The 24752-nt window shown below is 49.8% G+C and carries 17 protein-coding genes; 6 read left to right on the forward strand and 11 right to left on the reverse strand.

Translation table 11 applies throughout. From position 1 onward, the window contains the following. Positions 1-30: 30 nt before the first annotated feature. From HHL17_RS22865 to HHL17_RS22915, 11 genes are all read right to left on the reverse strand, one after another. On the reverse strand, positions 31-1665 hold the full coding sequence (locus tag HHL17_RS22865) for an MBL fold metallo-hydrolase (protein WP_240975937.1): 1635 nt from the start codon (positions 1663-1665) through the stop codon (positions 31-33). Positions 1666-1887: 222 nt separating this feature from the next. Next, positions 1888-2856, reverse strand: coding sequence for a 2,3-diaminopropionate biosynthesis protein SbnB (gene sbnB / locus HHL17_RS22870; RefSeq protein WP_169227100.1), 969 nt, complete (start codon positions 2854-2856; stop codon positions 1888-1890). Between the two features lie 5 nt (positions 2857-2861). Further along, the gene (gene sbnA / locus HHL17_RS22875; protein ID WP_206156134.1) at positions 2862-3830 is read right to left on the reverse strand and encodes a 2,3-diaminopropionate biosynthesis protein SbnA; all 969 of its coding nucleotides are present in this window, start codon (positions 3828-3830) and stop codon (positions 2862-2864) included. A 1030-nt stretch (positions 3831-4860) separates the two neighbouring features. Then, positions 4861-5067 carry a helix-turn-helix transcriptional regulator gene (locus HHL17_RS22880; protein WP_169227101.1) on the reverse strand — a complete coding sequence of 69 codons (207 nt, stop codon included), beginning with the start codon at positions 5065-5067 and terminating at the stop codon, positions 4861-4863. 8 nt (positions 5068-5075) lie between these two features. Beyond that, entirely contained in the window at positions 5076-5417 is a 342-nt protein-coding gene (locus HHL17_RS22885) for a hypothetical protein (protein WP_169227102.1), read from the reverse strand. A gap of 214 nt (positions 5418-5631) precedes the next feature. After that, the gene (locus HHL17_RS22890) at positions 5632-9909 is read right to left on the reverse strand and encodes a discoidin domain-containing protein (protein ID WP_169227103.1); all 4278 of its coding nucleotides are present in this window, start codon (positions 9907-9909) and stop codon (positions 5632-5634) included. A gap of 47 nt (positions 9910-9956) precedes the next feature. Then, positions 9957-10490: a hypothetical protein gene (locus HHL17_RS22895; protein WP_169227104.1), complete on the reverse strand. Its 534-nt coding sequence runs from the start codon at positions 10488-10490 to the stop codon at positions 9957-9959. A gap of 12 nt (positions 10491-10502) precedes the next feature. After that, positions 10503-11294, reverse strand: coding sequence for a heme ABC transporter ATP-binding protein (locus tag HHL17_RS22900; protein ID WP_169227105.1), 792 nt, complete (start codon positions 11292-11294; stop codon positions 10503-10505). After that, positions 11294-12322, reverse strand: a complete 1029-nt coding sequence (locus HHL17_RS22905) for a FecCD family ABC transporter permease (RefSeq protein WP_169227106.1) — start codon at positions 12320-12322, stop codon at positions 11294-11296. The genes HHL17_RS22900 and HHL17_RS22905 overlap by 1 nt, the downstream gene beginning before the upstream one ends. Then, a complete protein-coding gene (locus HHL17_RS22910) occupies positions 12303-13175 on the reverse strand; it encodes a heme/hemin ABC transporter substrate-binding protein (protein WP_169227107.1) in 873 nt (290 codons plus the stop codon). The genes HHL17_RS22905 and HHL17_RS22910 overlap by 20 nt, the downstream gene beginning before the upstream one ends. A gap of 30 nt (positions 13176-13205) precedes the next feature. Continuing rightward, on the reverse strand, positions 13206-15530 hold the full coding sequence (locus HHL17_RS22915) for a TonB-dependent receptor (RefSeq protein WP_169227108.1): 2325 nt from the start codon (positions 15528-15530) through the stop codon (positions 13206-13208). 347 nt (positions 15531-15877) lie between these two features. Between HHL17_RS22915 and HHL17_RS22920 the strand changes: the two genes are divergently transcribed. The 6 genes from HHL17_RS22920 to HHL17_RS22945 all read left to right on the forward strand — a co-directional run bounded on the left by HHL17_RS22920 (position 15878) and on the right by HHL17_RS22945 (position 24606). Further along, positions 15878-16645: a hypothetical protein gene (locus HHL17_RS22920; protein WP_169227109.1), complete on the forward strand. Its 768-nt coding sequence runs from the start codon at positions 15878-15880 to the stop codon at positions 16643-16645. Between the two features lie 114 nt (positions 16646-16759). After that, entirely contained in the window at positions 16760-17194 is a 435-nt protein-coding gene (locus tag HHL17_RS22925) for a hypothetical protein (RefSeq protein WP_169227110.1), read from the forward strand. A 390-nt stretch (positions 17195-17584) separates the two neighbouring features. Beyond that, positions 17585-19903, forward strand: a complete 2319-nt coding sequence (locus HHL17_RS22930; RefSeq protein WP_169227111.1) for a PSD1 and planctomycete cytochrome C domain-containing protein — start codon at positions 17585-17587, stop codon at positions 19901-19903. Positions 19904-19957: 54 nt separating this feature from the next. Beyond that, positions 19958-21412, forward strand: a complete 1455-nt coding sequence (locus tag HHL17_RS22935) for a DUF1501 domain-containing protein (RefSeq protein WP_169227112.1) — start codon at positions 19958-19960, stop codon at positions 21410-21412. Positions 21413-21427: 15 nt separating this feature from the next. After that, the gene (locus tag HHL17_RS22940) at positions 21428-22453 is read left to right on the forward strand and encodes an NHL repeat-containing protein (RefSeq protein ID WP_169227113.1); all 1026 of its coding nucleotides are present in this window, start codon (positions 21428-21430) and stop codon (positions 22451-22453) included. Beyond that, the gene (locus HHL17_RS22945) at positions 22453-24606 is read left to right on the forward strand and encodes a c-type cytochrome domain-containing protein (protein ID WP_169227114.1); all 2154 of its coding nucleotides are present in this window, start codon (positions 22453-22455) and stop codon (positions 24604-24606) included. The genes HHL17_RS22940 and HHL17_RS22945 overlap by 1 nt, the downstream gene beginning before the upstream one ends. Positions 24607-24752 lie beyond the last annotated feature (146 nt).

A 24752-nucleotide genomic window follows, 5' to 3' on the forward strand; every position in this document is an offset into this window, starting at 1 on the left:
ACGATAATGCCGGCATAGGGTTAATAATGCTTATTCTGTGACAGCATATTTCCGCTCATACAGCAATTCTTTTTCACCAAACAGGCGTTCGGCGATCATTCCTTTCTCTTTGCAGTTTTTGACAAGTTTATCAGACTGGATAATAGGATTAGAAGCATCCGTATACTTGATGCTGCTGATAAACTCCAGCCATGGCTCCATACCCATTGCATAAACGTATACTTCTTTTGGGTTAAAGATCTCTACCAGCGACATTCCTTTTACACAATCAGAACCTGCCAGCCTGCGGCTGCTGTCCTGTTCACGGGTGATCTTTTTTGTCATCAGCGGGCCATATAACCAGGTCAATGGTGCGCCGTCGCACTCCATGCCCAGGAACATAACATCCACGTCACCGATGCTATTGTGAATATGCTCGTAAAGGGCCGGTTCACTTATGCGGGAATCTGCCAGGAATAAAAGTTTGAAACCGCTGATCTGTACCAGGTAGCAGGCTTTTGACAGAATATTCAGATCGCTGTGTTCTCCGGTAAAGGGTAATCCCGTGATGGTGGTATTGGTAAACTCGATGGTTTCCATTTCTTCTATGGCCTCCACCTGGTCGAACCCGATATTGCTGAACATCAGTCTCAGATCAGGGTTCTCCAGTTGGCCGGAGTTGGTACGGGGCACAATCAGGTGTCTGATCTTATGACGGAGCGGCAACAGTGTTTCAAACAGGATGTGGTCCTGGTGGTTGTGGGTGATCAGTACATAATCGATCACGTCTGGCAAATCAGCATCGGAGAAATGTTCGATGTCGCTATCATATCCATAGTAGCTGATCAGCGGATCTACCAGGATGCTGACATCTTTTGTTTCTACCAGGATACAGGCGTGTCCGAAGTAGCGCATGCGGATTTTATCACCAGTATATTTGTTATAAACAGGGGGCGGTGTGGTAGTAAAAAAGGTATTAAACAGGGCTTCATCCACAGGAGATATGCCTAATAAAGTCTTGATATATTCCAGGCTTTTGGGCGTACGCTTCATTCTTGCCAGCTCGTCGATGCCGGCATGATCAAAGGGGATTTCCAGGTGCAATACGCCTGGCTCATCGAGCCTTGGTGTGCTAAGGCAGAAAGGGCGATGATCATTTTCAGTTACCCACAGGGCAATACTTTGAGAAGATTTATTGTAGAACTGGCTCTTATACAGGAGTGCTTCAAAAAAGCGGAAGTCTGCGTTGTTGTTCCGGTCGTAAAACAGTTCCACATATCCTTTAAGAACAGGCGGAACCTTTTCGTACAGCGTTTCCATGCCCATCCCTTTCCCTTCCGATTCCAGCAGGCGGTCCAGCTCTTTTACTGCTTTAGCAAACTTCAGCGCCTTCTCCTGTTCTTTCATGGTTTTTTCATAGAGGGTATTCACTTCGTCTACACGGTCAACCGGTATGTCCATGAAAGGGCCGCCTTTCATCTTGGGGTTCAGTACTGCTTCAGCGTGAACAGAAGGCTCCATGATAAAGGAATCCATGATATTAAGATGCCTGCCTACTACGTTCATAGCGGCAGTGGCAGGTGATATCAGGTGGCTCCAGGCGTACCATCTGTCAAATAAAGGTTCTATAACTACGTTAGGTTTTAAGTAAAATTCATTACCACTCATGATGGTTAGGTTTCGCATTAAAAAATAGTTGATCATAAAAGTGTTCCCTCCAAAGTGGAGCTGTTCTTACCACGACGTAAGACTCAACGTTCACCTGGCGGGAAACACTTGTGTATCATGAATGTCACAGGAAATATTATCGGGCCGAAAGTTTGGTAAGTTCCACCCGTACCAGTGTCTATCGGATAAAAAACATCTTCCTGTAAAAAGGACCATGATCTGATGTTGGGCTGCTTACTGTTAATCGGCGAGCACCGTACCCACGCCTGCTACTTTTGCTTTCTCATAAAAATAGACAGCAGTAGCAATGTCGAATACGGCCATTCCCATTGGATTAAACATGACCACCTCTTCCATCCCCGCATGCTGTAATTTGTCTTCACAGATGATATCCACAAGTGACAGCGTGCCTGATTTCGTTAGTCCCTGGGTTTTATGCATCACCTCAATATCTGTGTTCTCCCTGCATACTTCCTCCCAGTCGTCTACCACGATATGGCTGGCATAGTTGATAAACTCCGGCACATAATCTCTCAGGGAAATATTTAACTGCAGGGAGCCTTTCTTAGGGGCTTTATTGATATAGGGCTTCTTAGATACAGTACAGGTCATCAGTATATCGGCATTCTCAAATGCTTCTTCCCAGGTATTGACGATATTTACTTTTCCTTTCAATGAAGCGGGCACCAGTGAAATATCAGGCTGATTAAGATCGTATATATTTACATAGTCCAACCGGCTTCCCAGCAATGTACTGATCATATCCAGGTGTTGCTGGCCAATAGGTCCGAAACCGATAATGCCTACACTCAGTTTCTCCTGATGGTTACGCTGAAGATATGCTTTCACTACCAGGCCGGTTACCGCCGCCGTACGAACAGCGCTGACATGACTGGTATTGATAATACAGGCAGGTACACCGGTATCTGCTTCATTTAATATAGTGACAGAGTTAGCACGTGGAATATTCTTCCTGATATTATCGGGGAAGCTGGCGATCCATTTTATGCCAGAAAACGATACTTTACCGCCTACAAATGCGGGCATAGCGATGATACGGTTGGTGAGGTCCCGGTATCTCAGATAAGGTTTGATGGGTTGAGCGAAATCTCCATCCTTCAGGGTATAGACTGTATCCCGGATCTTTTCGATCACTTCTTCCCAGTTAATTCCTAAGTGTAACAGATCGGACTTACTTAAATAGTACATGTTTGTTATGCTTTTATGGTAGATAGCTTTTCCATCATATTATTCACCCATTTCCGGTCGTATACGTTGTTGATATAGGAATCTCCGCGGTCCGCGCAGCAGAACAGCGTAACAGGTGTGCCCTCAATGGCGTGTGAATTAAAATAGCTCTTAATAGCGGCGTAGACTGCTCCGGACGAAGCTCCTGCGAAAATATTCTGTTCTCTAACGAGCTCGTGGCAACCCGTCACCAGTTCTTCGTGGGATACAATCATGACATCATCGATGATGGCGTGTTCCAGGATGGAAGGAACTTTGCTGGACCCAAGGCCGGAAACATATCTTTTCTGTGGAGGGATATTAAAGATGACAGAGCCTTCAATATCTACGGCAACGATGGTGATATTGGGGAATTTCTCCTTTACTTTTTGGGATATTCCGCTGATGGTGCCACAGGAACTTACCGCAATAAACATGTAATCGAGGTGTTCAAACCGGTCGCAAATCTCTTTTCCCAGGGTATTATAGTATCCTTTGAAATTATCAGGATTGTCGTATTGATTAGTCCAGAAACTGTTGGGATGTTGCGCGCACAGTTCTTTCACCGTTTCAATCCTGGTGAGAAGGTATCCCCCGGTGCTGTCTTCTTTCTCGACTTTTACCACCTTATCCGTGAATAAACGTAGCATCGCTTCATTCTCCCGGTTAATGTTAGGATCGATTACAGGGATAAAGGACAGGCCGAGATCTTTGCATATTCTTGCCAGTGCTATGGCAAAATTACCGGAGCTGGATTCAACGATAAGGGTATCGTTGTTGACTTTACCATTACGGATGGCGTTGGACAGAATACTCAAAGCAGCTCTGTCTTTGATACTGCCAGAATAACTTCTGTATTCCAGTTTTGTGAACAGTGAAATACCAGGCATGTTAAGTTCTACAACCGGGGTATTTCCGATCAGGCCACTGATCTTTTCGAGGGAAGATAACATCATCTTAGGTTTTTCAATGATTTATTAAATGGTATATCGGGACTACTAACGTTATCCATTCATCTACTCGTTGCCATTGCCTATATTTTACGTTCGTTATGCTCATATCTCATATTAGTTGACACAATACTGTTTATACACTGCGAAGAAGAAATTTTTCTTCCTGCAGATGTGACAGCTATTCGTTCATATGAAAGAGATACCCTTCGTAAAGGACAACAACATTGACCGCAGTATCTAAAGGCATGTGTGTTAAACAGCCTTCTACTGCACTTGATGCATGCAACTTTTACTCCCAGTTGTAACAATTGAAGCGTAGCGACAACTATATCCGCACGATTTCCCGTTCCCTATTCAAAACACAATTAATAGTATGCTAGCCAGATCCAGTGAAAACGAAGTTACACTGGTCGGAAAAACCAGACGCACAGTTTTTTTCTTAAATCTCTTTGTGGAAACGCTCTCTTTCCGACAATACATAGTATTAAATCAAGTTCTTACAACTTGACCTGGGTTGTCCTAAACAGGTTTTTAAGGATAACTGACAACAACGCTTATACGAAAAATGTATAAACCCTGGTGTTGTATCGCTCATTAGTTTCTAAACGTTCATGGGATCGATAAAATAGGGTTCAATGAAAGTATAGTTGTGGTGGAAACAACCTTTTCCTGTTTGTCGCAAATACTTTTCAGTTCGTGACAGAATCGTATTCATTAGCAAAGTAAAGTAAATAAATAATTCTCAAACAACAAAAACTCTTATCAAGAAAAAGCAAAAAATTATTTTTCCGGTAACATTGGACGAAACCCGGAAACACCAGTAAAATAAAGCGTCTACATAGCCTCCATGAAATATTACCTCACCGCATACTGCAACCAAACCGCTGAAACCATCTGCTAATAATAGATGTCGAAACAGGTATTATTTACGTTTATTCAGAATAATAGGAAACCAAACAATCATCTCCAGTGAGATAATAATTCATGGAATGCCGGCCGGCACAGGGGAACAAACAAATACTATTTATACCAGTTATTTCCAGTCATCTTTCTCTAGTGTAAAAATATCTTCTACGGCAACATTAAATATGGCTGCAATTTTTAGCGCCAGCAAACTGGATGGAATGAACTTTCCAATCTCAATCGAATTGATGGTCTGCCTGGAAACATTTACCTTTTCCGCCAATGCCGCCTGCGTAAGGTCATGCTTAGCACGTTCTACTTTTATTGTGTTCTTCATTAGTTCAGTTATGCCATGAAAATATATAACCTTGCATAGCGGATGATGTTTGCCAACGCAAATACAATAACCAGGAAGGAATTTATGGAGGTCAGATGGATAGTAATCATTTGATGTTGATAAAGATTGTTAACCACCAAATGATAGGTGTATCCAAGGATTAATGCAAAAAATGCAGAAGACGACCTGATGGAAGTGCTTCTTTCATCTTCCTTCGCCTGGCTTGATATAAAAAGCGTAAATAAGCCTACCAGCAGGGGAAATTCAGCATCTGCGGACTTAGAATTTAAAAAGATAGGAATACCTGCTACTATTAAAAACAAGCCGAGGTAAACAGAGAACTTTTTCATAAATAAGGAATTTAGTATAGTTTGGTTGTCCAAATGTAAAGTTTACTTGTCAAAAAGAAAAATAAAATAGTCTTTATTTTTTATACCACCCATCCCCTGGCATTTATAATGGAAATACCGACCAGCACAAAAACGAAACCTCGTGCAAGGCACGAGGTTTCGTTTGACATTATACTTAAATACTAGCACCATCAGTATTTATGCACCACCAAAATCATTCGGTGATGATGATTTTGCCTGTTTTCAGCGGTTTGGCCGAAGGCTGGTTACTATTGTAAATACTATAGAAATAAACACCTGCGCTCAGATTGCCGGTATTGACAGTGCCGCCATCATTGACATATTGGAGACGCACCATTCTGCCTTTAATATCATAGAGACGCAACAACAGCGTGGCATTATCGTGACTGCGCACATTCACGCTTCCTCCCTGCTGTACCCTTGTTGGATAAACGCTGATGTTACCAGCCTGCTGCCTACCAGGCAGCGCCGCTTTTGCAGGAGATGCCGTAGTGTCAGGACAACCGGTGAACGACAATTCAGCGATGGAGGTCCACGGATTGGCGTTTACTTCAGAAGTGGCCACCAGTTTCACATAGCGTGCTTTCACTGTGGGTGAGAAGACAACGTCCTGTGCCGCCGTGCTGTTCACAAAGTTGCCGCTGGCCACCTGCGTCCAGTTAATACTGTCTGCGCTCACCTGCACTTGATAAGCATTGATGCGTCCATTAGTGCCAGACTGCCTTGGCAGATAGGTGAGCTTGCTCAAATTATAGGCGCCACCGAGATAGATGGAAATATAATGTGGCATGGGCGCTGTGCTATTGTACCACTGCGTATGCCAGAAGGTGCTGTTGTTACCGTCAATAACATTCGTGGCCGGGGCGCTCTCTCCTACTGTTTCCTGGCTGTCGAACTGCGATACTCTCAGCTGGGCACGTGGTATCGGGGTGTTACAAGCTCCGGCTACAGGCGGATTGCCAGGGCTTCCCGCGCCAAAGCCGCCCATACCGGTATTGAAAGTGCCGGACACATAATAGATGGTAGCGCCTTTCTTTCCGCTGCTGTCACGCGATACATAGATCGTACCGGCACCGTCAGGCGAAGGATTTGATGGTGTTACATTACTGATCTTATTCTTTACTTTCACCACTTTCACAGAATCCCAGATCAATCCTGTAGCGGTCTCCCAGCCTTGTTTCTCAGCCGCGGTATAGTACAATGTCACATTCACGCTGCCGGCAGTATTATTATTGGCAGATGTGATCTTCCATGTTTTTGACGCCAGGTAATGTGCCGGGGTAGTATCCCAGAACTGCGCGGCAGTGGCGCCGGCGCGGTCTATCTGCACAGTGGTACAGCCATAGTCAAAGGCCGACAGGTTCTTCACTTTCGCCAGGAGCTTTCCGGTACTGTCTGCAAAATATACGGTCGCATTAGGCCCAAGGTACTGCGTGGTGCTGGTATTCAACGCAGCTGCAACCGTGGTGACGGCAGGCCGTGTATTGAAGACCAGGTTAGGCCTGGTAGAGCCATAGCCAGGCGCGTTGAAACTACATCCTGCACCGCTGGTCTGCCGCTGGAATGCCGTAGGATTAGCGCCGCTCACAGAAATAGACGCTACAAGATTGTCTCCCTGGTCTGTGCCGTCCGCATTGTTATAGCAGGACTGTATGAGGATGTTGGAACTGCCGTCCCAGTAGAAAGGCTGTGAGAAAGGCACCTGTACCCATCCTGTATCTGCCACACTGATACTGCCACTGTACACCGTTGTAACCGGACTGTTATCAAATTGTGTGTCCGTAAACGTTGGTTGTGGCGTAACGCCTATTGCCACGTTAAAGTTCTGGAACGTGCTGGTAGTGGTCACCGTGCGTGAAATCACGTGATAGGCTATGGCATAGATATTACCTCGCTGCAGCCCGGCCGCCCTCAGCTCATCTGCCGGATAAATAGTCTGGGTACGCTTATCAGACTGCGTACCATTGAACGGGCTGGATGCACTGCCGCCCGTAGTACCGTTACCGTAAGTGAGGTTGACGAGCCCCGTATCGCCTACCGGTGAGGCGTCCGGATAGTTGATATTCACGCGGCATGTCTGCGCAGACGGATTAGCCATGGCATTCGTAGTACCGTTGACGTTAAACGACAACAAAGCGTACTTGCCGGCCGGGTCTGTCTTACTGCCATACACCCTGATGGTGACGGTGCGCGGCGTCGTCTGCCCCGATGCAAAGATCAGCGTGTCGCCGGGCATGGTAAAGCTGCCGTTGGTGGTCACATCATAGTCGACGCCCTTCATGGCGGAAGACGAGGAGCCTGCTACCAGCTGCACATTCGCATTCCCGGAAGGCGCCGGGCTGATCGTCAGGTCAACAGTATAATCTGTATAAGGCTTACAGCCGGATTTATTCACGCCGCCAGCGGTGGTATTGACCGTGGTAGCGGCAAAAGAAATCAGCGGTGTGACAGCATTGTTGAATTTAGTGCCGAAAACACCACGGCCGTAGAAGCTCACGCGCAGCTCACTGCTGTCGGCCACCCCGTTGTTGTAGGCAAAGATGTCTGTAATATCAGCGACGGTCGGCAGCCCGATGGAATACAGCGACCAGTCGGCCATGTTCTTATTACGGTAGTATACGCCGCGCGCGGTGGCCAGGTATACAGATTCGTTGGTAGCGTAGCGGTCTTCCAGCAGCCGGATAATATTCACCGGCGGCAGTGTGCCGCTGATGTCCGTGAAAGTATTTCCCTGGTCTGCGGAACGATACACCTTGCTGCCGCAGGAGAGATACACCACATTGGTATCACTTTTAATGGTGGTAACGCTGGCGGCTACACTGGTGGCCACCGGGGCTGTCACACCGGTAAAGGTGGGCGAGGCTGCCAACGCATTGCGGGAGCGGTATACCTTCTGATTGGTGGTAACATAATATACCACATTGGCATCCGCATTGCTGATGTGCAGCGCCTTGATCTTTTCTGTATTGCTCACCAGTTTGGTCCATGCCGGAGAGGCCGCGGTAATATTGGTGCTGCGCCACAGTCCCGTGTCTGCGATAAATGCAGCACTCACATTGGCGGGTGTAAATTCCAGTTCCATTTTATTGGAAGGGGTGAACGGTACGTTATAGGCGCTTTCACTACCCGTTACGGCCCTCCTCTTACCATTCTCATAATAGTACACCTGGTTGTTGGTGTTATAATCAAATGCAGAGCGCGAGCCCCAGTCGCCGCCCCTGTTGGTGAACCACGGATTGGTGGCGTATTTGTAATACAGCTCTCCATTGTCCTGTGTGCCAATGCTGATCATATCCCGGCGGATAGGACTACCAGAGGCGTGATATACTTCTGTTGACGAAAGTCCGTCGCTGCGCGGCACCCAGTTCGTACCGCCGTCAGTACTGAGCCACACGCCGCCATCATTATAGTTGAACACTTTACTGTTGTTATAGGGGCTTACTTTGATGCCATGCATATCTGTATGGATCATGGTCCACCAGCCGGTCTGTATCTGTGTCCAGTTGGTACCACCGTCGGTGCTTTTCCATACAATGTGTCCCACCAGGTAAAGCACATCAGCATTCACAGGATCTGCACCAATAGCGAAGTTATAATTACCCTGGCCGCTGGAGGTGCCGTTGTAGCCGACCAGATTGGGCGCCACATCTCCTTTTACCTGTGTGAAACTGACGCCGCCATTGGTTGATTTGTAGATCACCCCACCGGAAACGGCATCATTGGCGCCTACCATTCCTACATACACGCGGTTGGAATCGGCGGGCGTTACGGCTATCCTGCTGCCTTTGGCGCCGGCGGCCGGTAAGGAGAGCGCAACGGGCGTCCAGGTATCGCCCATGTCGGTAGATACATAGAACCCGCCTGCCATGTTCACGGCATAGATAGTAGTAGTATTGTTGGAAGCCTTGTAAGTCATGTCGGTGAATTGACCACCACTGAGCTTATTGGTCCAGGAAGTGCCACCATCCGTTGTTTTCCATATGCCATCGTTGGTAGCGGCAATCAGCACATTGTGGTCTGTGCGCGACATGAGCAGTTCTACTGCCATACGGTTGCCGATGTTACTGTTGGACGGCAGCCACGACTGTCCGCCGTCAGTGGTTTTGTAAACGCCCAGCGCAGTGCCGTAGTAGTTGGGATCTCCTGTGCCGAGGTACATGATTTGATCATTGGTATAATCTATACATACGGAAGCACAAGACGCCTTAGGCAGCTCGTCGGTGCCCTGCAGCTGCCAGGTATTGGCCGTGTCGGTACTTTTCCAGAGGCCCCACACGCTGGTGGCATAGACGGTGGCTGCATTGGAAGGATGGAACTTCATCTGGGTAACGCGGCCTATGCCGTTGATCTGTCCCGATGAGTTGATCGGGAACAGCACAGGGCCAATATTCCGCCAGTTGCCATAGTTTTGCGCCACAGCAGATACGGACAGAAAAAGGGCGGATAAAAACAAGTATATAAGTTTACGCATAGTCATTGCGGTTATTTCGGTTGATGATGGGAAATAGCTACTTTTTACTACCACTTTTTGCCGGAGTTATCATTTTTCTTCTCCTGTTCTTTCTTGTCCTTCGCCTGCTTTTCCTGTATGTTCGTCTTTAGTTGCTTTTGCTGCTGCCAGATCTGCACCTGCTTTTCATTGCTAAGGATAGACCCGTCCGGCTGCACGTAAGGCAGTACCTGCCTTCTCCACCACTGGTACTTCTTGTAGGCAAAAGCATATTTGCGTGCATCTTCTTCCCTTTCCCGTTCCGCTTCAGACTCTTTTCTTTTAAAAATGCCCAGGAACCGCCGTTTCCGCTCGGTATTTTTTTTCACGTCCAGTATTTCATCTTCCTCTACAGGTAATTCCTTGCCTTTCCAGAAATCATTGAAGGATTTTTCTATCACGAAAAAATTAACATTGGGATCATCCATCATAGTGACCCAATCAGGTTCTTTGGCCTGCTGGCGTGGCTCGTGGCGTTGTGCCGATACGGTTATACCGAGCAACAGCCATGTCACCATCAGCATGCAGTGCCATAAAGACTTCCAGACAATTTGCTTTTTCATTATTCAGGTTATTTAAGTGTGAGAAACAGATGTTGGTTGATGATAAACAGGTATAACAGCCGCAATGTCTTCACTGTCCAGCTGATATACCTGTTGAATATGGGCCGGCGTCAGCACTTCTTCCCGGCTGCCATGCGCCGCCATCCGGCCTTTGTGCAGCAGCAGGATATTGTCGGCAAACTTCGCGGCGATATGCAGGTCGTGTAACACCGCCACGATCACCAGGTCTTGTTGCTGCAACAGTGTTTTCAGTTGGCGCATGAACCTGAACTGGTAGTGCACGTCCAGGAAAGTGAGCGGCTCGTCCAGCAGCAGGTAGCGGCAGCCGTTGGGGGGCCTTTCCCAGATCTGGGCCAGTACGCGCGCAAAATGCACCCGCTGCTTTTCGCCGCCGGAGAGGCTGAGGTAGTCGCGCTCCGACAAGTCTTCCAGGTCAAGCAGCCCCATAGCTTCCCGGCAGTAGCGTTTGTCCGTTAGCGTTGGTTTGCCCTGGATATGCGGATAGCGGCCCATGAGCACCACTTCCCGCACTTTCAGCGGAAAGGCCAGTTCCTGCTGCTGTGACAGCGCCGCGCGGACGGCAGCCAATTCCTTCACGGAGAAACCGGTTACCGGCCTGTCGCCATACATGACGGTGCCTGATGCCGGCAACAGTTGCCCTGCCGCAATCCTCAACAAAGTGGACTTGCCGGCGCCGTTAGGCCCCATGACGATGTGCATCCTGCCAGGTTCCCATTGTACGCTGATGTCTTTCAGCAATACGTTGTTGTTCTTAATACAGGTAATACCAGATAAGACAAGCATCAGAAATAATATTTTTTCTTCTTCAGTAAAAAAATAAGTACAGGCACGCCGGCCAGGGAAGTAACAATGCCTATCGGTAGTTCCGCAGGCCGCAGCAGCAGCCTCGCCGCAATGTCTGCCACCGTCAGTAATATAGCGCCGGCCAAGGCGCCGGCAGCCACCAGGTAACGATTATCGGCCCCCTTCCAGATACGCAGAAAATGCGGCACCACCAGCCCCACAAAACTGATCACCCCTGTAAAAGCCGTTACCACCGCTATCATGATCACATTGATGACCATCACTTCTATTTTCAGCCGCTTCACGCCCACACCCGACAGCTGTGCTTCCTCTTCTCCCAGCATCAACAGGTTGAGCTTTGCCGCACAAGCCATGGCCCGCCAGCAGCACAATGTCACCACTACAGCGGTGATGATCACCGAATCCCAGTTGGCACCGGACAAGGTGCCCAGGTTCCAGAAAGTGATGGAACGCGCCTGCGGGTCCCGCGCGATGTAAGAGAGGAAACCGGTGCCGCTGAGGAACAGGGCATTGATGGCTATGCCCATGAGCAACAAGGTAACGATGCCGGTCTTGCCGTCTTCCTTGCTCCCTGATAAGCCCAGCACCATAAAAGTGGCCAGCATGGCCCCTGCGCAGGCAGCTAACGGTAACATCCAAACGCCGGCGTGAAAGTGGAACATAGCGCCTGTCACAAAATACAGCGCGGCGCCGAAGGCGGCCCCGCTGGACGTGCCTATTAGTCCGGGTTCTATGATGGGATTCCTGAACAACGCCTGCAATAACACACCGCCTACTGCCAGCGCCGCTCCTGCCAGTAGACAGAAGAGTACGCGCGGCAATCGTATTTCCAGGAAGATCCGCTCGTGCAGCGTATAGTTGCTGCCGTTATAAAACAGTTTCCCGGCAGCCCCGGCGATCTCCCCGATGCTGATATCTATAGCGCCCAGGCAGGCTGACAGCAGCACAGCTGCCACCAACAGTATCGTTAATCCGGGAAACACTCCGTTATATGGCCTGTTTTGCATGTATCAGTTTTTGCAGTGCCAGCACATTGGCGCCGGTACGCGGTCCCAGGTATATCAGATCATGTTCTTCCACACGGTAGATACGGTTATTGCGTGCAGCCTTTGTCCCGGATACACCAGGCAGTTCCTTGATCTTCCCGATTGATCCCAGCCTGTCGTAACCGAAATCTGTCAGCAGTATCACATCAGGGTCTGCCTGCGCAATCAGCTCAGCAGAAACCTGCTGCATTCCTTTTGTACCTCCGATAGGGATCACACCACCGGCCCACCCTATCATCTTTGCTGCTGTGCTCTTCTCCGTCACGGCGAGGTAGATATTCATGGCACGGCCAAAATGGATGATCACCACACGCGGCGTATCGGTATAGCGCCTGCTGTTGGCCAACGCTTCGTTCATCTGCACGTCCAGTATCCGGCAAAGACTGTCTGCCTGGCGTTCTTTCCCGAAATAAGCACCCAGCGCTGTGATCATGCCTTTGTCCTGTTCTATTGTAAACACGCTGTCAGCAAAAGTTTTCATCGGTATCTTCATCTTCTCCAGCTGCTGCATCACCTGCTCCGGGCCTACGTTATTATCATGGATCACCAGCGTAGGCTCCTGCGAGATAATACCTTCCGCGCTCAACGCCCGATGATAGCCCACTGTGGGCAACGCTTTTATGGCCGGCGGATAGGTACTGGAAAGGTCTACCGCCACCAGGTCTTTTTCTGCGCCCAGCGCATAAATCACTTCGTTGTACTGCTTGGCCAGGCAAACGATGCGGGTACTTCCGGAATGCTGGTCTTTATTACCAAATCTGCCACAGGCACACACCATCAGCAGGATGGCCGCCAACATATAAATCTTTCTCATGAGCATACTTTAAGGGAATGATTAATTTTTTCAGAACTTATAGGATAGATTTAAACCGCCATACCATGTGGCTTTATACGGCCCTGGCAGATAAATATTAGGCGGTGCTGCACTATAATTGGCATTCAGGAACACCATCGTGTAATACCGGCTGCCGGTGATGTTATTGCCACCGGCAAATACATCGAGGCTGAAATGCTGCCCCAGATCGTGCCGGTAGCCTACCTTAGCCTGCAACAACGTATAGGCGTCAGCATAATGTGCGTTGTCGTATGTAATTGGCATACGGTCCACATACTGCCAGGTGGTGTTCAGGTATACGCCCCATGTAGAAACGAGGTCCACGCCGGCATTGAACAGGTGCGGCGATACACCGGAAACATTGTTGCCGCTATAGTCGATCGTCTTGGCGTTGTTGTTATTATCACTTTTAAACTGCTTGTAGGTAAAGCTGGAATAGGTGTAGCTGACAAATGGCCTCACCAGTGAAAACACCTGCGGATGTTTGGGTTGCAGCGCATAGGCAATATCTGCTTCTATGCCCAGGTTTTGTTGTGCGCCGGCATTGGTGGTCTTCGTGTATAGCACGGTGCCGGTGTTATTATCAGTTATTGCCTGTGAAGTGAGTTTATCTTTGATCTCCATATCAAACACCGCCACCTGGAACGACAGCCGTTTCCCCAGCAGACTGCCTTTAGCCCCCGCCTCATACTGCACTGCTTTTTCAGGCCGCAAGTCTGTATTCACCTGTCCAATCTGCGGAATTACGACCTGTCCCGATACCGGCGGCGAATATCCCTTGCTCACGCCTGCGTAGACGGACACCGTTTCATTCACCGCCTTCAGCACGCTCACCTGCGGCGTTAGCACGGGTGTAAAGGTTTTATGCCCCGACTGGTCCTTGTGCGTTGGATTAGCGGTATTGGTGAGCCTGTCAGTAATGCTGTATTCAATGTAATTATTGCTGACGCCGGCCGTAACCTGGAAACCTTGCGGCAGCTTCAGCTCCCACTGGGTAAAGAGGCTGTACTGCATGGCAGACACCTCCAGGTCGCCGGTGAGCGGCCCCAGTACCCCGCTTGCGAGGGCATAACCTTTTTTGAAGGAATTCGTTTTCTGGTATTCAGCGCCTGCAGTGCCATTCAGGGTAACGGTCCTGCCGCCAAAGCTCAGCCCGAAAGCAGTACGCGCGCCTGCATTCTGCGCTATATTCGACGATAGTCCGGCTGCGAAAGCCTGCGATTGTTTGTAACCGCTGAAATAAGCACTGGTAATATTGCTGACATGCGACGAGAAGGCATATTGATGAGAAAGCCCGGCACGGTATGTTTCAAAGGCAACATACCCTTTATTTTTCAGGTATGGCACTTCACCGGTGTCTTTCCGCTGCGCAAACTGGCTGCTGTCAAGCTGCCCGGCCAATTGATCATTGGAATTATTATAGGCCACGTATACGGAGAAGGTCTGCTTTTCATTACTGTGGAAATCCCCGATGAAAGACACAAAGTCTTTTTTGGACGCACTGTTGATACGGTAGCTATCGTAATTCTGATGACCGTAATTCAGCATAATGGAAGATTTCTCATCAGCATATTCGAGGCGGGTATTGGTCCTGAAAAGACCATAGCTGCCTGCCAGCGCTTCCTGTGAGATGCGCGTGCCATACACCGGTGGCTTGAGCGTGTACATTTTCAGTACCCCGCCGATGCCGCTGCCATAGAGGCTGGAAGCCGGCCCTTTGATCACCTCCATGCGCCCCAGGATAGAGAAGTCTATGTCATCGAGGATAGTAGTGCCTTCCCCGTCAGTTACCGGAATACCGTTCAGGTAAGCCTTGTAGCCGGTCCCGTTAAAGTTGGTGCCATTGCCGTAACCACGTATGGTGATACGCTGGCCGCCGGCCATCGTTCTTTTCTCCATCCGTACGCCGGGAACCAGGTTGAGTGCATATTCCGGGAAAATGCCATCGTTGCGCTGCAGGTCTTTCCGTCCGAGAACGGCCACTGATTGCGGTTGCAACAGATTGCTGCGGGGCTTGGCCGCGTTCACGGAAACCTCGCTGAGATTATAGGCGGTTGCTGCAAGACCAATCAACATCAACGGATTGGATTCTTTTATACGAACAGCCTGCGGCTCATAGCCGGAGGCCATCACCAGCAACCGGTCGTAATGCGCGCTGATACTGAAACCGCCCGCGATGTCGGTTGTTGTCAACAGTTGATCACCAGCATAAATACCAGCATTTTTTACGGGAGATAACGTATACAGATCATACACCCTTCCTTTGAGAGACTGCTGGGCATAGGTATGTAGCATGCATAGCCATGCCACTGCCAACAAGGACGCTTTTTTCATTGTTTATCAGATGTTTGGTTGAAATATAAGTTCGTCGGTATTATCTATGGGCCAACTTCAGCAGGTTCATTTTTCACAATGGGATCAGGTTTACAGGGCGGTCAGATTCTCCAATGTCAGCGTGGATGTTCACTTAAACCAGGATAGCCATTCTTTACTAAAGCTAATGAAAATTTATCATGATGTTAGAATTTTTTTCAATTAGCTGTTGTGCCGGGAATTTTTTTTTGTCCATCTGATACGGATGTCGAACGATGTCAACTGAGTTAAATTTTTGCCGTAGCCTGATGGTGATATCCCGGTATCCGGGGATAGACTAGTTGCCATCCTTGCCTTATATTTGTGCGATGTATCCGAAAAAAAACGCGCCGAAATTTACTGCTGTCCGGTATAGCATCCTGATATGTTTACTCATGGCCACTCATTTGTTGAGGGCACAAGACACCTCCGATACGCTGGACGTGTGCAAGATCGTATTTGCTGCAACCGGGAAACCGGCTAACAGCAAAATGCCGCCCGCTTCCATGACGGTTTACTATCATCCTGATTATTTGTACGCCACACAAACCCACGCCAATCGGAAGGAAACAAGCTGGCTTATCTGGCATCATAAAAGAATGCTGCTTCAAATTGATGGCAAACAGGGGCTTCCGCTAAACTACGGGATGCAATTAAAAACCAATGTGTACCTGCCGGAAGAAACCATTGACACTGCAAACAATATAGAAAAAACCGGCAGCGACGGAGACTGGGATAATGAAAACGAATATAACGGTCCCGGCTATGGCAAAATAAGCTTTGCAGAAGACACGATGACCATTACGGGACACTTATGTAAAAAAGCTGTTATTAATTATTCCTACCCTCCCCAGTGCACGACAGGTCTCATCCGCAGGATAACCATCTGGTACAGCCCCGACCTGCCACAGTTTTACCTGCCTCCTTTTACCCACCTGCAGAAGATACCCGGCGCCGCCCTGATGATTTGTATTACCACAGCTGACGGCTCAAAAGATTGCTACAAAGCAACTGATATTGTACATGAGCAGAAAACAATTTCTTTTTTCAGGCCATCAAAAGATATCCGGATCTTGTATCCGCCGCGGCTGAAGTGATGTCTGGCCTGTACAATTTTACAATGCAAAAACTTTACGGTCGCAGGAACAATGGCATTCTCCCCGCAGTAGGTATCGTTATTTTCATCGTTCACCATTAAACCTGTAGTTCGAATGAAGAAAATTCGTTTGTTTGTATCCCTCGTTGCGATAAGCGCCTTTGCAACGACTGGTTTCACTTTTGGCACCAATAACGATGCTATCAGTCCTAACAACAGCCACGGCCAGGCGGCAACCAGATTAACGACTACCTACTATCCCAGCAAGTGGAACGGGGTAGCGATTGATCCCGCAGATGCCCCTAATATGTATGCCTATACATACCTGATCAATTACTCCGCCGGAACCGCAACGCTCATGAGCGGCCCCAACTATTCTATGCTGGCCCTCACTGCTACCTGCCGAAACACATGGCTCAATTCCAATATTGACCCTTCCTGTACGTCCGGTTGCAGAACATGGTCTTACTATTATAGCGCAGCCCCTTCATTCACCTCCAAGAACAATTACCTGGTGTTTGGATGCTCTGAAATAATCGATTTTAAATAATGATGGCCGGCGGCGTACAGCGGATGTATGCTGCCGGCTTGACTTGTCCCGTGAAAATGAAATGCAGCAGTAGCATCTTTTAATGATAACCTCCCAAACCTTCCCCGTCACTGCCCGATATTCGCACAATAATCTCCCGCCGTTAGGAGACACCTGTTTACCGTTCCTAAAAAAAATATTTCCTCCTTGCAAATTTGTGAATAGAAACACTATATTTGTTTATGTTCATACATATGAACTTGTTGGATAGCTAGGATAAGCAAAAAAAGCATCGATCAAAATCAAAATAGCATAGGTATGCCCGCCATCGGGCGTACCGCGCTCCTATAGCACAGGATAATGTATATCATTCAGGTCAATAGTGAACAATAATATACCGAAAACCAGATTATGTTCCAACGTTATGTAAAGGCTGCCGCCTGCATCCTTACCTTCTTTACGGCCTGCCACCAACAGGATGCGCAGGACCAGTCGTCTGATAAGATGCCTGATATAGTGGACTATAACTTCCACGTAAGGCCCATCCTGTCTGACAAATGTTTTGCCTGCCATGGCCCGGACGCCAATAAACGCGAAGCTGGTCTGCGTCTCGACATTGCCGACAGCGCCTACAAAGCGCTGAAAGACGACCCCGGTGCACATGCACTGGTGCCCGGCAATCCTATGGCATCAGCAGTGTACCAGCGCATCAGCAGCACCGACACCTCCATGCGTATGCCGCCACCGGCCAGCAACATGGTGCTCAGCAGTTTTGAAGTAAAACTGATCGAGAAATGGATTAAACAAGGCGCTAAATACAAACCGCACTGGGCGTTCGTTACGCCAGCCGCCCCTGCACTTCCGCAGGTAGCAGACCGCAAATGGCCGCACAACGAAATCGACTTTTTCACGCTCGCACAGATGACGGAGAAAGGCCTGTCACCCAATTCTGCGGCAGACCACGAACGGCTGTTAAAACGCCTCAGCCTGGACCTCACCGGCCTACCTCCTACGGTAGCGCAGATGGACCGCTTCGCTAAAGATACCAGCGACAAGGGCTATGAACGAATGGTGGATGAACTGCTGCAAGACAGCGCCTATGGAGAGAAAATGGCCGTTCACTGGATGGACGTGGCCCGCTATGCGGACTCCCATGGTTACCAGGACGACAACTACCGCACCATGTGGCCCTGGCGCGACTGGGTGATACACGCTTTCAACAACAACCTCTCCTACAAGGATTTTGTGACCTGGCAACTGGCCGGCGATATGATCCCCAATGCCACCCGCGAACAACTGCTGGCATCAGGCTTCAACCGCAACCATAAAATCACCGAAGAAGGCGGCGTAATAGATGAAGAATACCGCGTCGAATATGTCACCGACCGTACCAACACCTTCGGCAAAAGCCTGCTGGGCATCACCCTGGAATGCGCCCACTGCCATGATCATAAATATGATCCCTTTTCACAGAAAGAATATTACCAGGTCTTCGCCTTCTTCAACAACGTAAAGGAAGTGGGACTGGAATCAACTGTAGGTGGTTCTGAAACCTATGCCAAAAAGCCATATATGGAGATCACCAAAGAAGATCTCAAAGGCGTGCTGCACTTCCTCAACAAACAGGACACCGCCAGGCTGATCGTATCGGTGATGGGAGAAAGAGATACAACAAGAAAAACATTTATACTGGGCCGCGGCAACTACGACAATCCCACTACGGAAGTAACACCCGCTACGCCAAAGTCGATATTGCCCTTCAACACTGCCAGCTATCCTACCAACAGGCTGGGCCTGGCCAACTGGCTCTTTGATCCCGGAAACCCGCTCACGGCCCGCGTTTTCGTGAACCAGGTATGGCAGGATTTTTTTGGCAGAGGCATCGTAAAAAGCACCGGCGATTTCGGTATGCAGGGCGAACTGCCCAGCAACCCTGCGCTGCTCGACTGGCTGGCAACAGATTTCAGGCAACATGGCTGGAACATCAAAAGACTGGTAAAACAACTGGTGATGTCATCCACTTACCGTCAATCTGCCGTCATCACCCGGGAGAAACTGAAAGCCGATCCGGAGAACATATACCTCTCAAGAGGGCCGCGTTTCCGCCTCCCGGCAGAAACCGTGCGCGATCTCGTACTGCAAAGCAGCGGCCTGCTCGTACATGAAGTAGGCGGTCCCAGCGTAAAACCCTACCAGCCCAAAGGACTGTGGGAAATGGCCACCTCCGGCCGGGGAGAGCTCTCTACCTACCGGCAGGACCACGGCGCAAACCTTTACCGCCGCGGACTTTACACGTTCATCAAAAGAACGGTGCCCCCACCTTCTATGATGATCTTCGATGCCAGCAACCGCGATCAGTGTGAAGTAAAACGTTCCGCTACCAACACACCGCTGCAGGCGCTCATGATGCTCAACGACCCTACCGTGCTGGAAGCCTCCAGGGTACTGGCATCCCGCCTGCTGCAACAAAACAACGGCATACAACAGCATATACAACAAGCCTTCCGCCTGATCGTTTGCCGTACACCGCAGGCACAGGAAACGGCTGCCCTGTTGCAATACTACGAACAACAACAAGCGTACTATAAAAAGCAACCGGCCAATGCCGCTAAACTGCTGCACCACGGTGAATATCCGATGGCAGCGAACCTTGACCAGGCCTCCTGGGCTGCCATGATGCAGGTGATCACTACCATTTATAACCTAGAAGAAACACTGTCCAAAACATAAACCCGGTAATGATCATCCCCGCTTCACCATCATTCTCTCTTAAAAAATGACAAGATGAAAAACGAATTCATAGAGCACCACCTGAATATGAACCGCCGGAAGTTCCTGTCACGGCTCAGTTTAGGCATCGGTAGCGTAGCACTTGGTTCTTTGCTGATACCCGACCTGTTCGGAAAAAGCAGCATCAATGAAGCGCCCTTCATTCCCGGTATGCCACACTTCGCACCCAAAGCCAAAAGGATCATCTACCTGTTCCAGAACGGAGCTCCTTCCCAACTGGAGAGCTTCGACTATAAACCAAAACTGCGTGAGATGATGGGCCAGGAACTGCCTCCATCCATACGCATGGGACAAAGGCTTACGGGCATGACCGCCGGACAGTCTTCCTTCCCCCTGGTAGGCTCCCACTATGATTTCAAACAATATGGAGAAGCCCGCGCATGGGTGAGCGACCTCTTTCCGCATACCGCACAGATAGTAGATGATATCTGTATCGTGCGGTCGATGTTCACCGAAGCGATCAACCATGATCCGGCACTCACCTTTTTCCAGACAGGCGCACAACAGGGAAACCGCGCCAGCTTTGGCTCCTGGATGAGCTATGGCCTCGGCAGCGAAAACAAGAACCTGCCCGCCTTCTGTGTGTTGCTGTCACGCGGTAAAGGCAATGGTCAGGGCGTGTACTCCAAACTGTGGTCCAACGGCTTCCTGGATAGTATCCACCAGGGCGTGCAGTTCAGCAGCGGCGACAACCCGGTACTGTATCTCAACAATCCCGAAGGCATTGATATGGCCAACCGCCGCCAGATGCTCGACCAGCTGGCCTCCCTGAATGACCAGTCCTACAAAGACTTTGGTGATCCTGAGATCAGCACCAAGATCCAGCAATACGAGATGGCCTACCGCATGCAGACAGCCGTGCCGGAACTGACCGATCTCTCGAAAGAATCAGATGACATCATCAAACTATATGGACCTGAATGCCTTGTCCCTGGCACTTTTGCCGCCAACTGCCTCCTGGCGCGGAAGCTCTCCGAAAGTGGGGTACGCTTCGTGCAGCTCTATCACCAGGGATGGGACCAGCATGGTAACCTCCCCAATGAAATGGCTGGCCAGGCAAAGGATGTAGACCGTGCCTCCGCTGCGCTGATCACCGATCTCAAACAACGGGGCCTGCTCGATGAAACACTCGTGATATGGGGTGGCGAATTCGGCAGAACAAACTATTGCCAGGGTAAAATGACCGCCGACAATTACGGCCGCGATCACCATCCGCGTTGCTTCTCCATCTGGATGGCCGGCGGCGGTGTAAAGCCTGGCATCGTTTATGGCGAAACCGACGAGTTCGGGTACAATATCGTCAAAGATCCTGTGCATGTGCATGACTTCCACGCCACCGTACTGCACCTCATGGGGCTGGACCACGAAAAACTCACCTTCAAACACCAGGGCCGCCGCTACCGGCTCACCGACGTAGCAGGAAAAGTTATACCAGGGCTGATGGCCTGATAAAAAATACGATTCATGGAGAGAAGAAAATTCATACAAGCATCTGCGTTAGTTACCGCGTCATTTTACATTTCCCGCGACCTCTTTGCCCGTCCCAAAGGCCCGGTATACGGCCATCAGGATATGCGCTACACCCTCGACACCCGTTGGGGCACGCTCGACAGCAGCCGGCATCCCGTGAAGGACTGTCATGAGATGGTGCAGGACAAAAAAGGCCGTATTATCCTCCTTACCAACGAAACGAAGAACAATATCCTCGTTTACAATAAATCAGGCAAACTACTGGAATACTGGGGGCATGACTTCCCCGGCGCACACGGTCTTACCCTGGCCAATGAAAATGGCACCGAATACCTGTTCATCACCGACACAGATAAACACCAGGTCTATAAAACTACGATGGACGGCAAGATCGTGATGACCATCGACTATCCCGCAGAAACGGGCTTCTACAAAAAGAAGGAAGAATTTGTGCCCACAGAAACCACCATCACTGATGAGGGCGATATTTACATAGCAGATGGATATGGCGCGCAGTACATCATGCACTACGATCGTCAGGGCAAGCTGCTGCATACTTTCGGCGGCCGCGGTGAAGGCGATGCCCACCTGGACAATGCCCATGGTATCTGCATCGACCGCCGCCAGGGTACGCCTACCCTGCTGGTGACCGACCGCACCCGCAATTGTTTCAAGCGTTTCACCATGAGTGGTCAGCTGCTGGAAGTGATATCCCTGCCCGGCGCCTGTGTATGCCGTCCGGTGATCAAAGGCGATCACCTCTATGCCGCCGTATTACGCTCTCCTGACATGAATCTCAGCGGCAGCGGTTTTGTTACCATCCTCGACAAAAACAACAAGGTAGTGTCCAATATTGGCGGCACCGCGCCGGTGTATAACGGTCAGCAGTTGCAGCCCATGAAACAGGCAGAGAAACTGTTCGTTCACCCGCACGATGTATGTGTAGATAATGATGAAAATGTTTATGTAGCACAATGGGCTTCCGGCAAAGTGTACCCATATAAACTCAGGAGGGTATAATGACGTGGAACCGTATCCGCTGGCAGCACATCGGCAGCCAGCTTTTGTTTGCCGCTAATATTTTCGCGCTGGTTTTATTCATCGCCGGCAGCAAGGCCATTGTACCGGCCTGGTTGCAGGTAGTGGGGCGTATGCACCCGCTGGCGCTGCATTTCCCGATTGTACTGCTGCTGTTGGGCAGCCTGTTGCTGTTTGTGCAGCTGCGTGAACCGGAGGCTAGCCGCTGGAAAACGCAGTTCACCTCCTGGCTCCTGCTGGCGGGGGCTCTCAGTACAGCCGTTACCGTTATCATGGGGCTGCTGCTCGCCCGGGAAGAAGGTTATACCGATGGTAACATACAATGGCATAAATGGGGTGGAATGGCCGTATTATGGGCCGCATCCTCACTGTACTGGCTCCGGTCCTACCCTAAGCCCTGGCTGCCAAAGACAGGGGCGCTGGCAACAGCAGCCCTATTGCTGGCGACCGGCCATTTCGGCGCTAACATCACCCATGGCAATAATTTCGTGCTGGCGCCTGTTACCCCGCACAACACCGCTGTGCCATTGGAGAAAGCCCTTGTGTATGAACATCTCGTGAAACCTGTACTGGAAGAAAAATGTATGAACTGCCACAATGCAGGAAAAGCGAAAGGCGGCCTGTCGATGGAATTGCCCCAGCAGCTGCTCGCCGGCGGCAAAAGCGGCAAGTTGTTCATCCCGGGTAATCCTGCCATCAGCCTGATGATGGAAAGATTGCATCTCCCGGCAGAAGATAAAAAACATATGCCTCCGGCAGGCAAACCCCAACTCACCGAAGAGGAAGTGGCCCTGCTTTATTACTGGATCAAAGGAGGCGCGGATTTCAAAACGCAAGTGGCATCGCTGCCAGCACGCGACAGTCTGCGGCTGCTGGCCGCTGCGCGCCTGCAACCCGCGGCATCCAAAGAACCGGTATATGATTTCTCTCCCGCTGATGATAAACTGGTACGGCAGCTGAACAACAACTACCGCGTCGTATACCCGATAGCGTTACACGCCGCTCCACTGGTAGCAAACTGGTATAACAAAGACAAATTCAACATCACCTCCGTCAGGGAGCTGCTGCCGGTAAAGGAGCAGTTAATAGAAATGCACTTGCAGAAGATGCCGGTGCAGGATGCCGATCTGGTGGTATTATCGCAGTTTAAACAGTTACGCGTGCTCAACCTGAGCTTTAGCAATATCACCGGACAAACACTGGCCACACTCACTAAATTGCCGCACCTGCAAAGCCTTTCTTTATCCGGCACGCCGGTCACGCTGCAACAGCTTACCAGCCTGAAATCCGCACCTGCCCTGCAAGAGGTGTATGTATGGAATACCAGCCTCTCCCACGCAGATGTTAAGCAGGCACAAAAAATGCTCCGGCAGGTCACTGTGGTAGAAGGCTTTACCAATGATAAAGGGGAACAACTGAAATTGAATCAGCCGACTTTACCCAATGCGGCATCCGTTTTCAGGAACAGTATACAGCTGAAGCTACAACATCCCGTGAAAGGTGTGGAAATACGTTATACTATTGATGGCAGCGCACCCGACAGTCTTCATTCGCCGGTTTTTAAAGACAGCCTCCTGATCACCGGCAATACCACTGTACGCGCTATCGCCTGTAAACAGGGATGGTATGCCAGCGATCCGATACAACTGCAGCTTGTCAAAACCACGTATGCGCCAGACAGCATCACACTGGTCACCCAGCCGGAAGGGGCTTACTTCGCCAGTGGCGGCAGCACCCTGACAGACGGTCAAAAGGGCGGCATGGACTATAAAAATGGTAAATGGCTCGGTTATACGAAAAATGCGCTCGAAGCCATTGTATGGTTCCCTCAACCGGTACCGCTTAAGTCGGTAACCATAGGCTCGCTGCGTAACGTCGGTTCATTCATCTTCCTGCCACAGCAGATTGAAGTATGGGGCGGCACCAGCCCGCAGCAGCTCAAACTGCTGAAAAAAATCATCCCGCCCGCAGGTAAAAAGGATGATCCGGTTACGGTGATGGATATAGATTGTGCTTTTCCGGTTACGCAGGTATCGTATATGAAGATCATCATGACACCAGCCATCCTTCCATCCTGGCATCCCGGCAAGGGGAAACATGCCTGGCTGTTCACAGACGAGCTGCTGTTCAACTAAAAAAACATCAGACAAACAGGCTGCAACATGTGCAGCATACAGGTTTCAGCTTAATCTACAGAGAGCAAAAATAACGGCATAAAAGGACAATATACAGCCTGTATTTCCAGGTTAGAAATTGCAATTTGCCCGTTGGGAGTCCGCTT

Source organism: Chitinophaga fulva (assembly GCF_012927205.1).
Taxonomy (GTDB): Bacteria; Bacteroidota; Bacteroidia; order Chitinophagales; family Chitinophagaceae; genus Chitinophaga; species Chitinophaga fulva.

Coding starts and splice junctions, on each gene's coding strand:
- HHL17_RS22885 (WP_169227102.1), bottom strand. CDS start 5,417: ATGAAAAAGTTCTCTGTTTACCTCGGCTTGTTTTTAATAGTAGCAGGT.
- HHL17_RS22905 (WP_169227106.1), bottom strand. CDS start 12,322: ATGCAAAACAGGCCATATAACGGAGTGTTTCCCGGATTAACGATACTG.
- HHL17_RS22890 (WP_169227103.1), bottom strand. CDS start 9,909: ATGCGTAAACTTATATACTTGTTTTTATCCGCCCTTTTTCTGTCCGTA.
- HHL17_RS22895 (WP_169227104.1), bottom strand. CDS start 10,490: ATGAAAAAGCAAATTGTCTGGAAGTCTTTATGGCACTGCATGCTGATG.
- sbnB (WP_169227100.1), bottom strand. CDS start 2,856: ATGTACTATTTAAGTAAGTCCGATCTGTTACACTTAGGAATTAACTGG.
- HHL17_RS22945 (WP_169227114.1), top strand. CDS start 22,453: ATGACGTGGAACCGTATCCGCTGGCAGCACATCGGCAGCCAGCTTTTG.
- HHL17_RS22940 (WP_169227113.1), top strand. CDS start 21,428: ATGGAGAGAAGAAAATTCATACAAGCATCTGCGTTAGTTACCGCGTCA.
- HHL17_RS22910 (WP_169227107.1), bottom strand. CDS start 13,175: ATGAGAAAGATTTATATGTTGGCGGCCATCCTGCTGATGGTGTGTGCC.
- HHL17_RS22880 (WP_169227101.1), bottom strand. CDS start 5,067: ATGAAGAACACAATAAAAGTAGAACGTGCTAAGCATGACCTTACGCAG.
- HHL17_RS22900 (WP_169227105.1), bottom strand. CDS start 11,294: ATGCTTGTCTTATCTGGTATTACCTGTATTAAGAACAACAACGTATTG.
- HHL17_RS22935 (WP_169227112.1), top strand. CDS start 19,958: ATGAAAAACGAATTCATAGAGCACCACCTGAATATGAACCGCCGGAAG.
- sbnA (WP_206156134.1), bottom strand. CDS start 3,830: ATGATGTTATCTTCCCTCGAAAAGATCAGTGGCCTGATCGGAAATACC.
- HHL17_RS22865 (WP_240975937.1), bottom strand. CDS start 1,665: ATGCGAAACCTAACCATCATGAGTGGTAATGAATTTTACTTAAAACCT.
- HHL17_RS22925 (WP_169227110.1), top strand. CDS start 16,760: ATGAAGAAAATTCGTTTGTTTGTATCCCTCGTTGCGATAAGCGCCTTT.
- HHL17_RS22915 (WP_169227108.1), bottom strand. CDS start 15,530: ATGAAAAAAGCGTCCTTGTTGGCAGTGGCATGGCTATGCATGCTACAT.
- HHL17_RS22930 (WP_169227111.1), top strand. CDS start 17,585: ATGTTCCAACGTTATGTAAAGGCTGCCGCCTGCATCCTTACCTTCTTT.
- HHL17_RS22920 (WP_169227109.1), top strand. CDS start 15,878: ATGTATCCGAAAAAAAACGCGCCGAAATTTACTGCTGTCCGGTATAGC.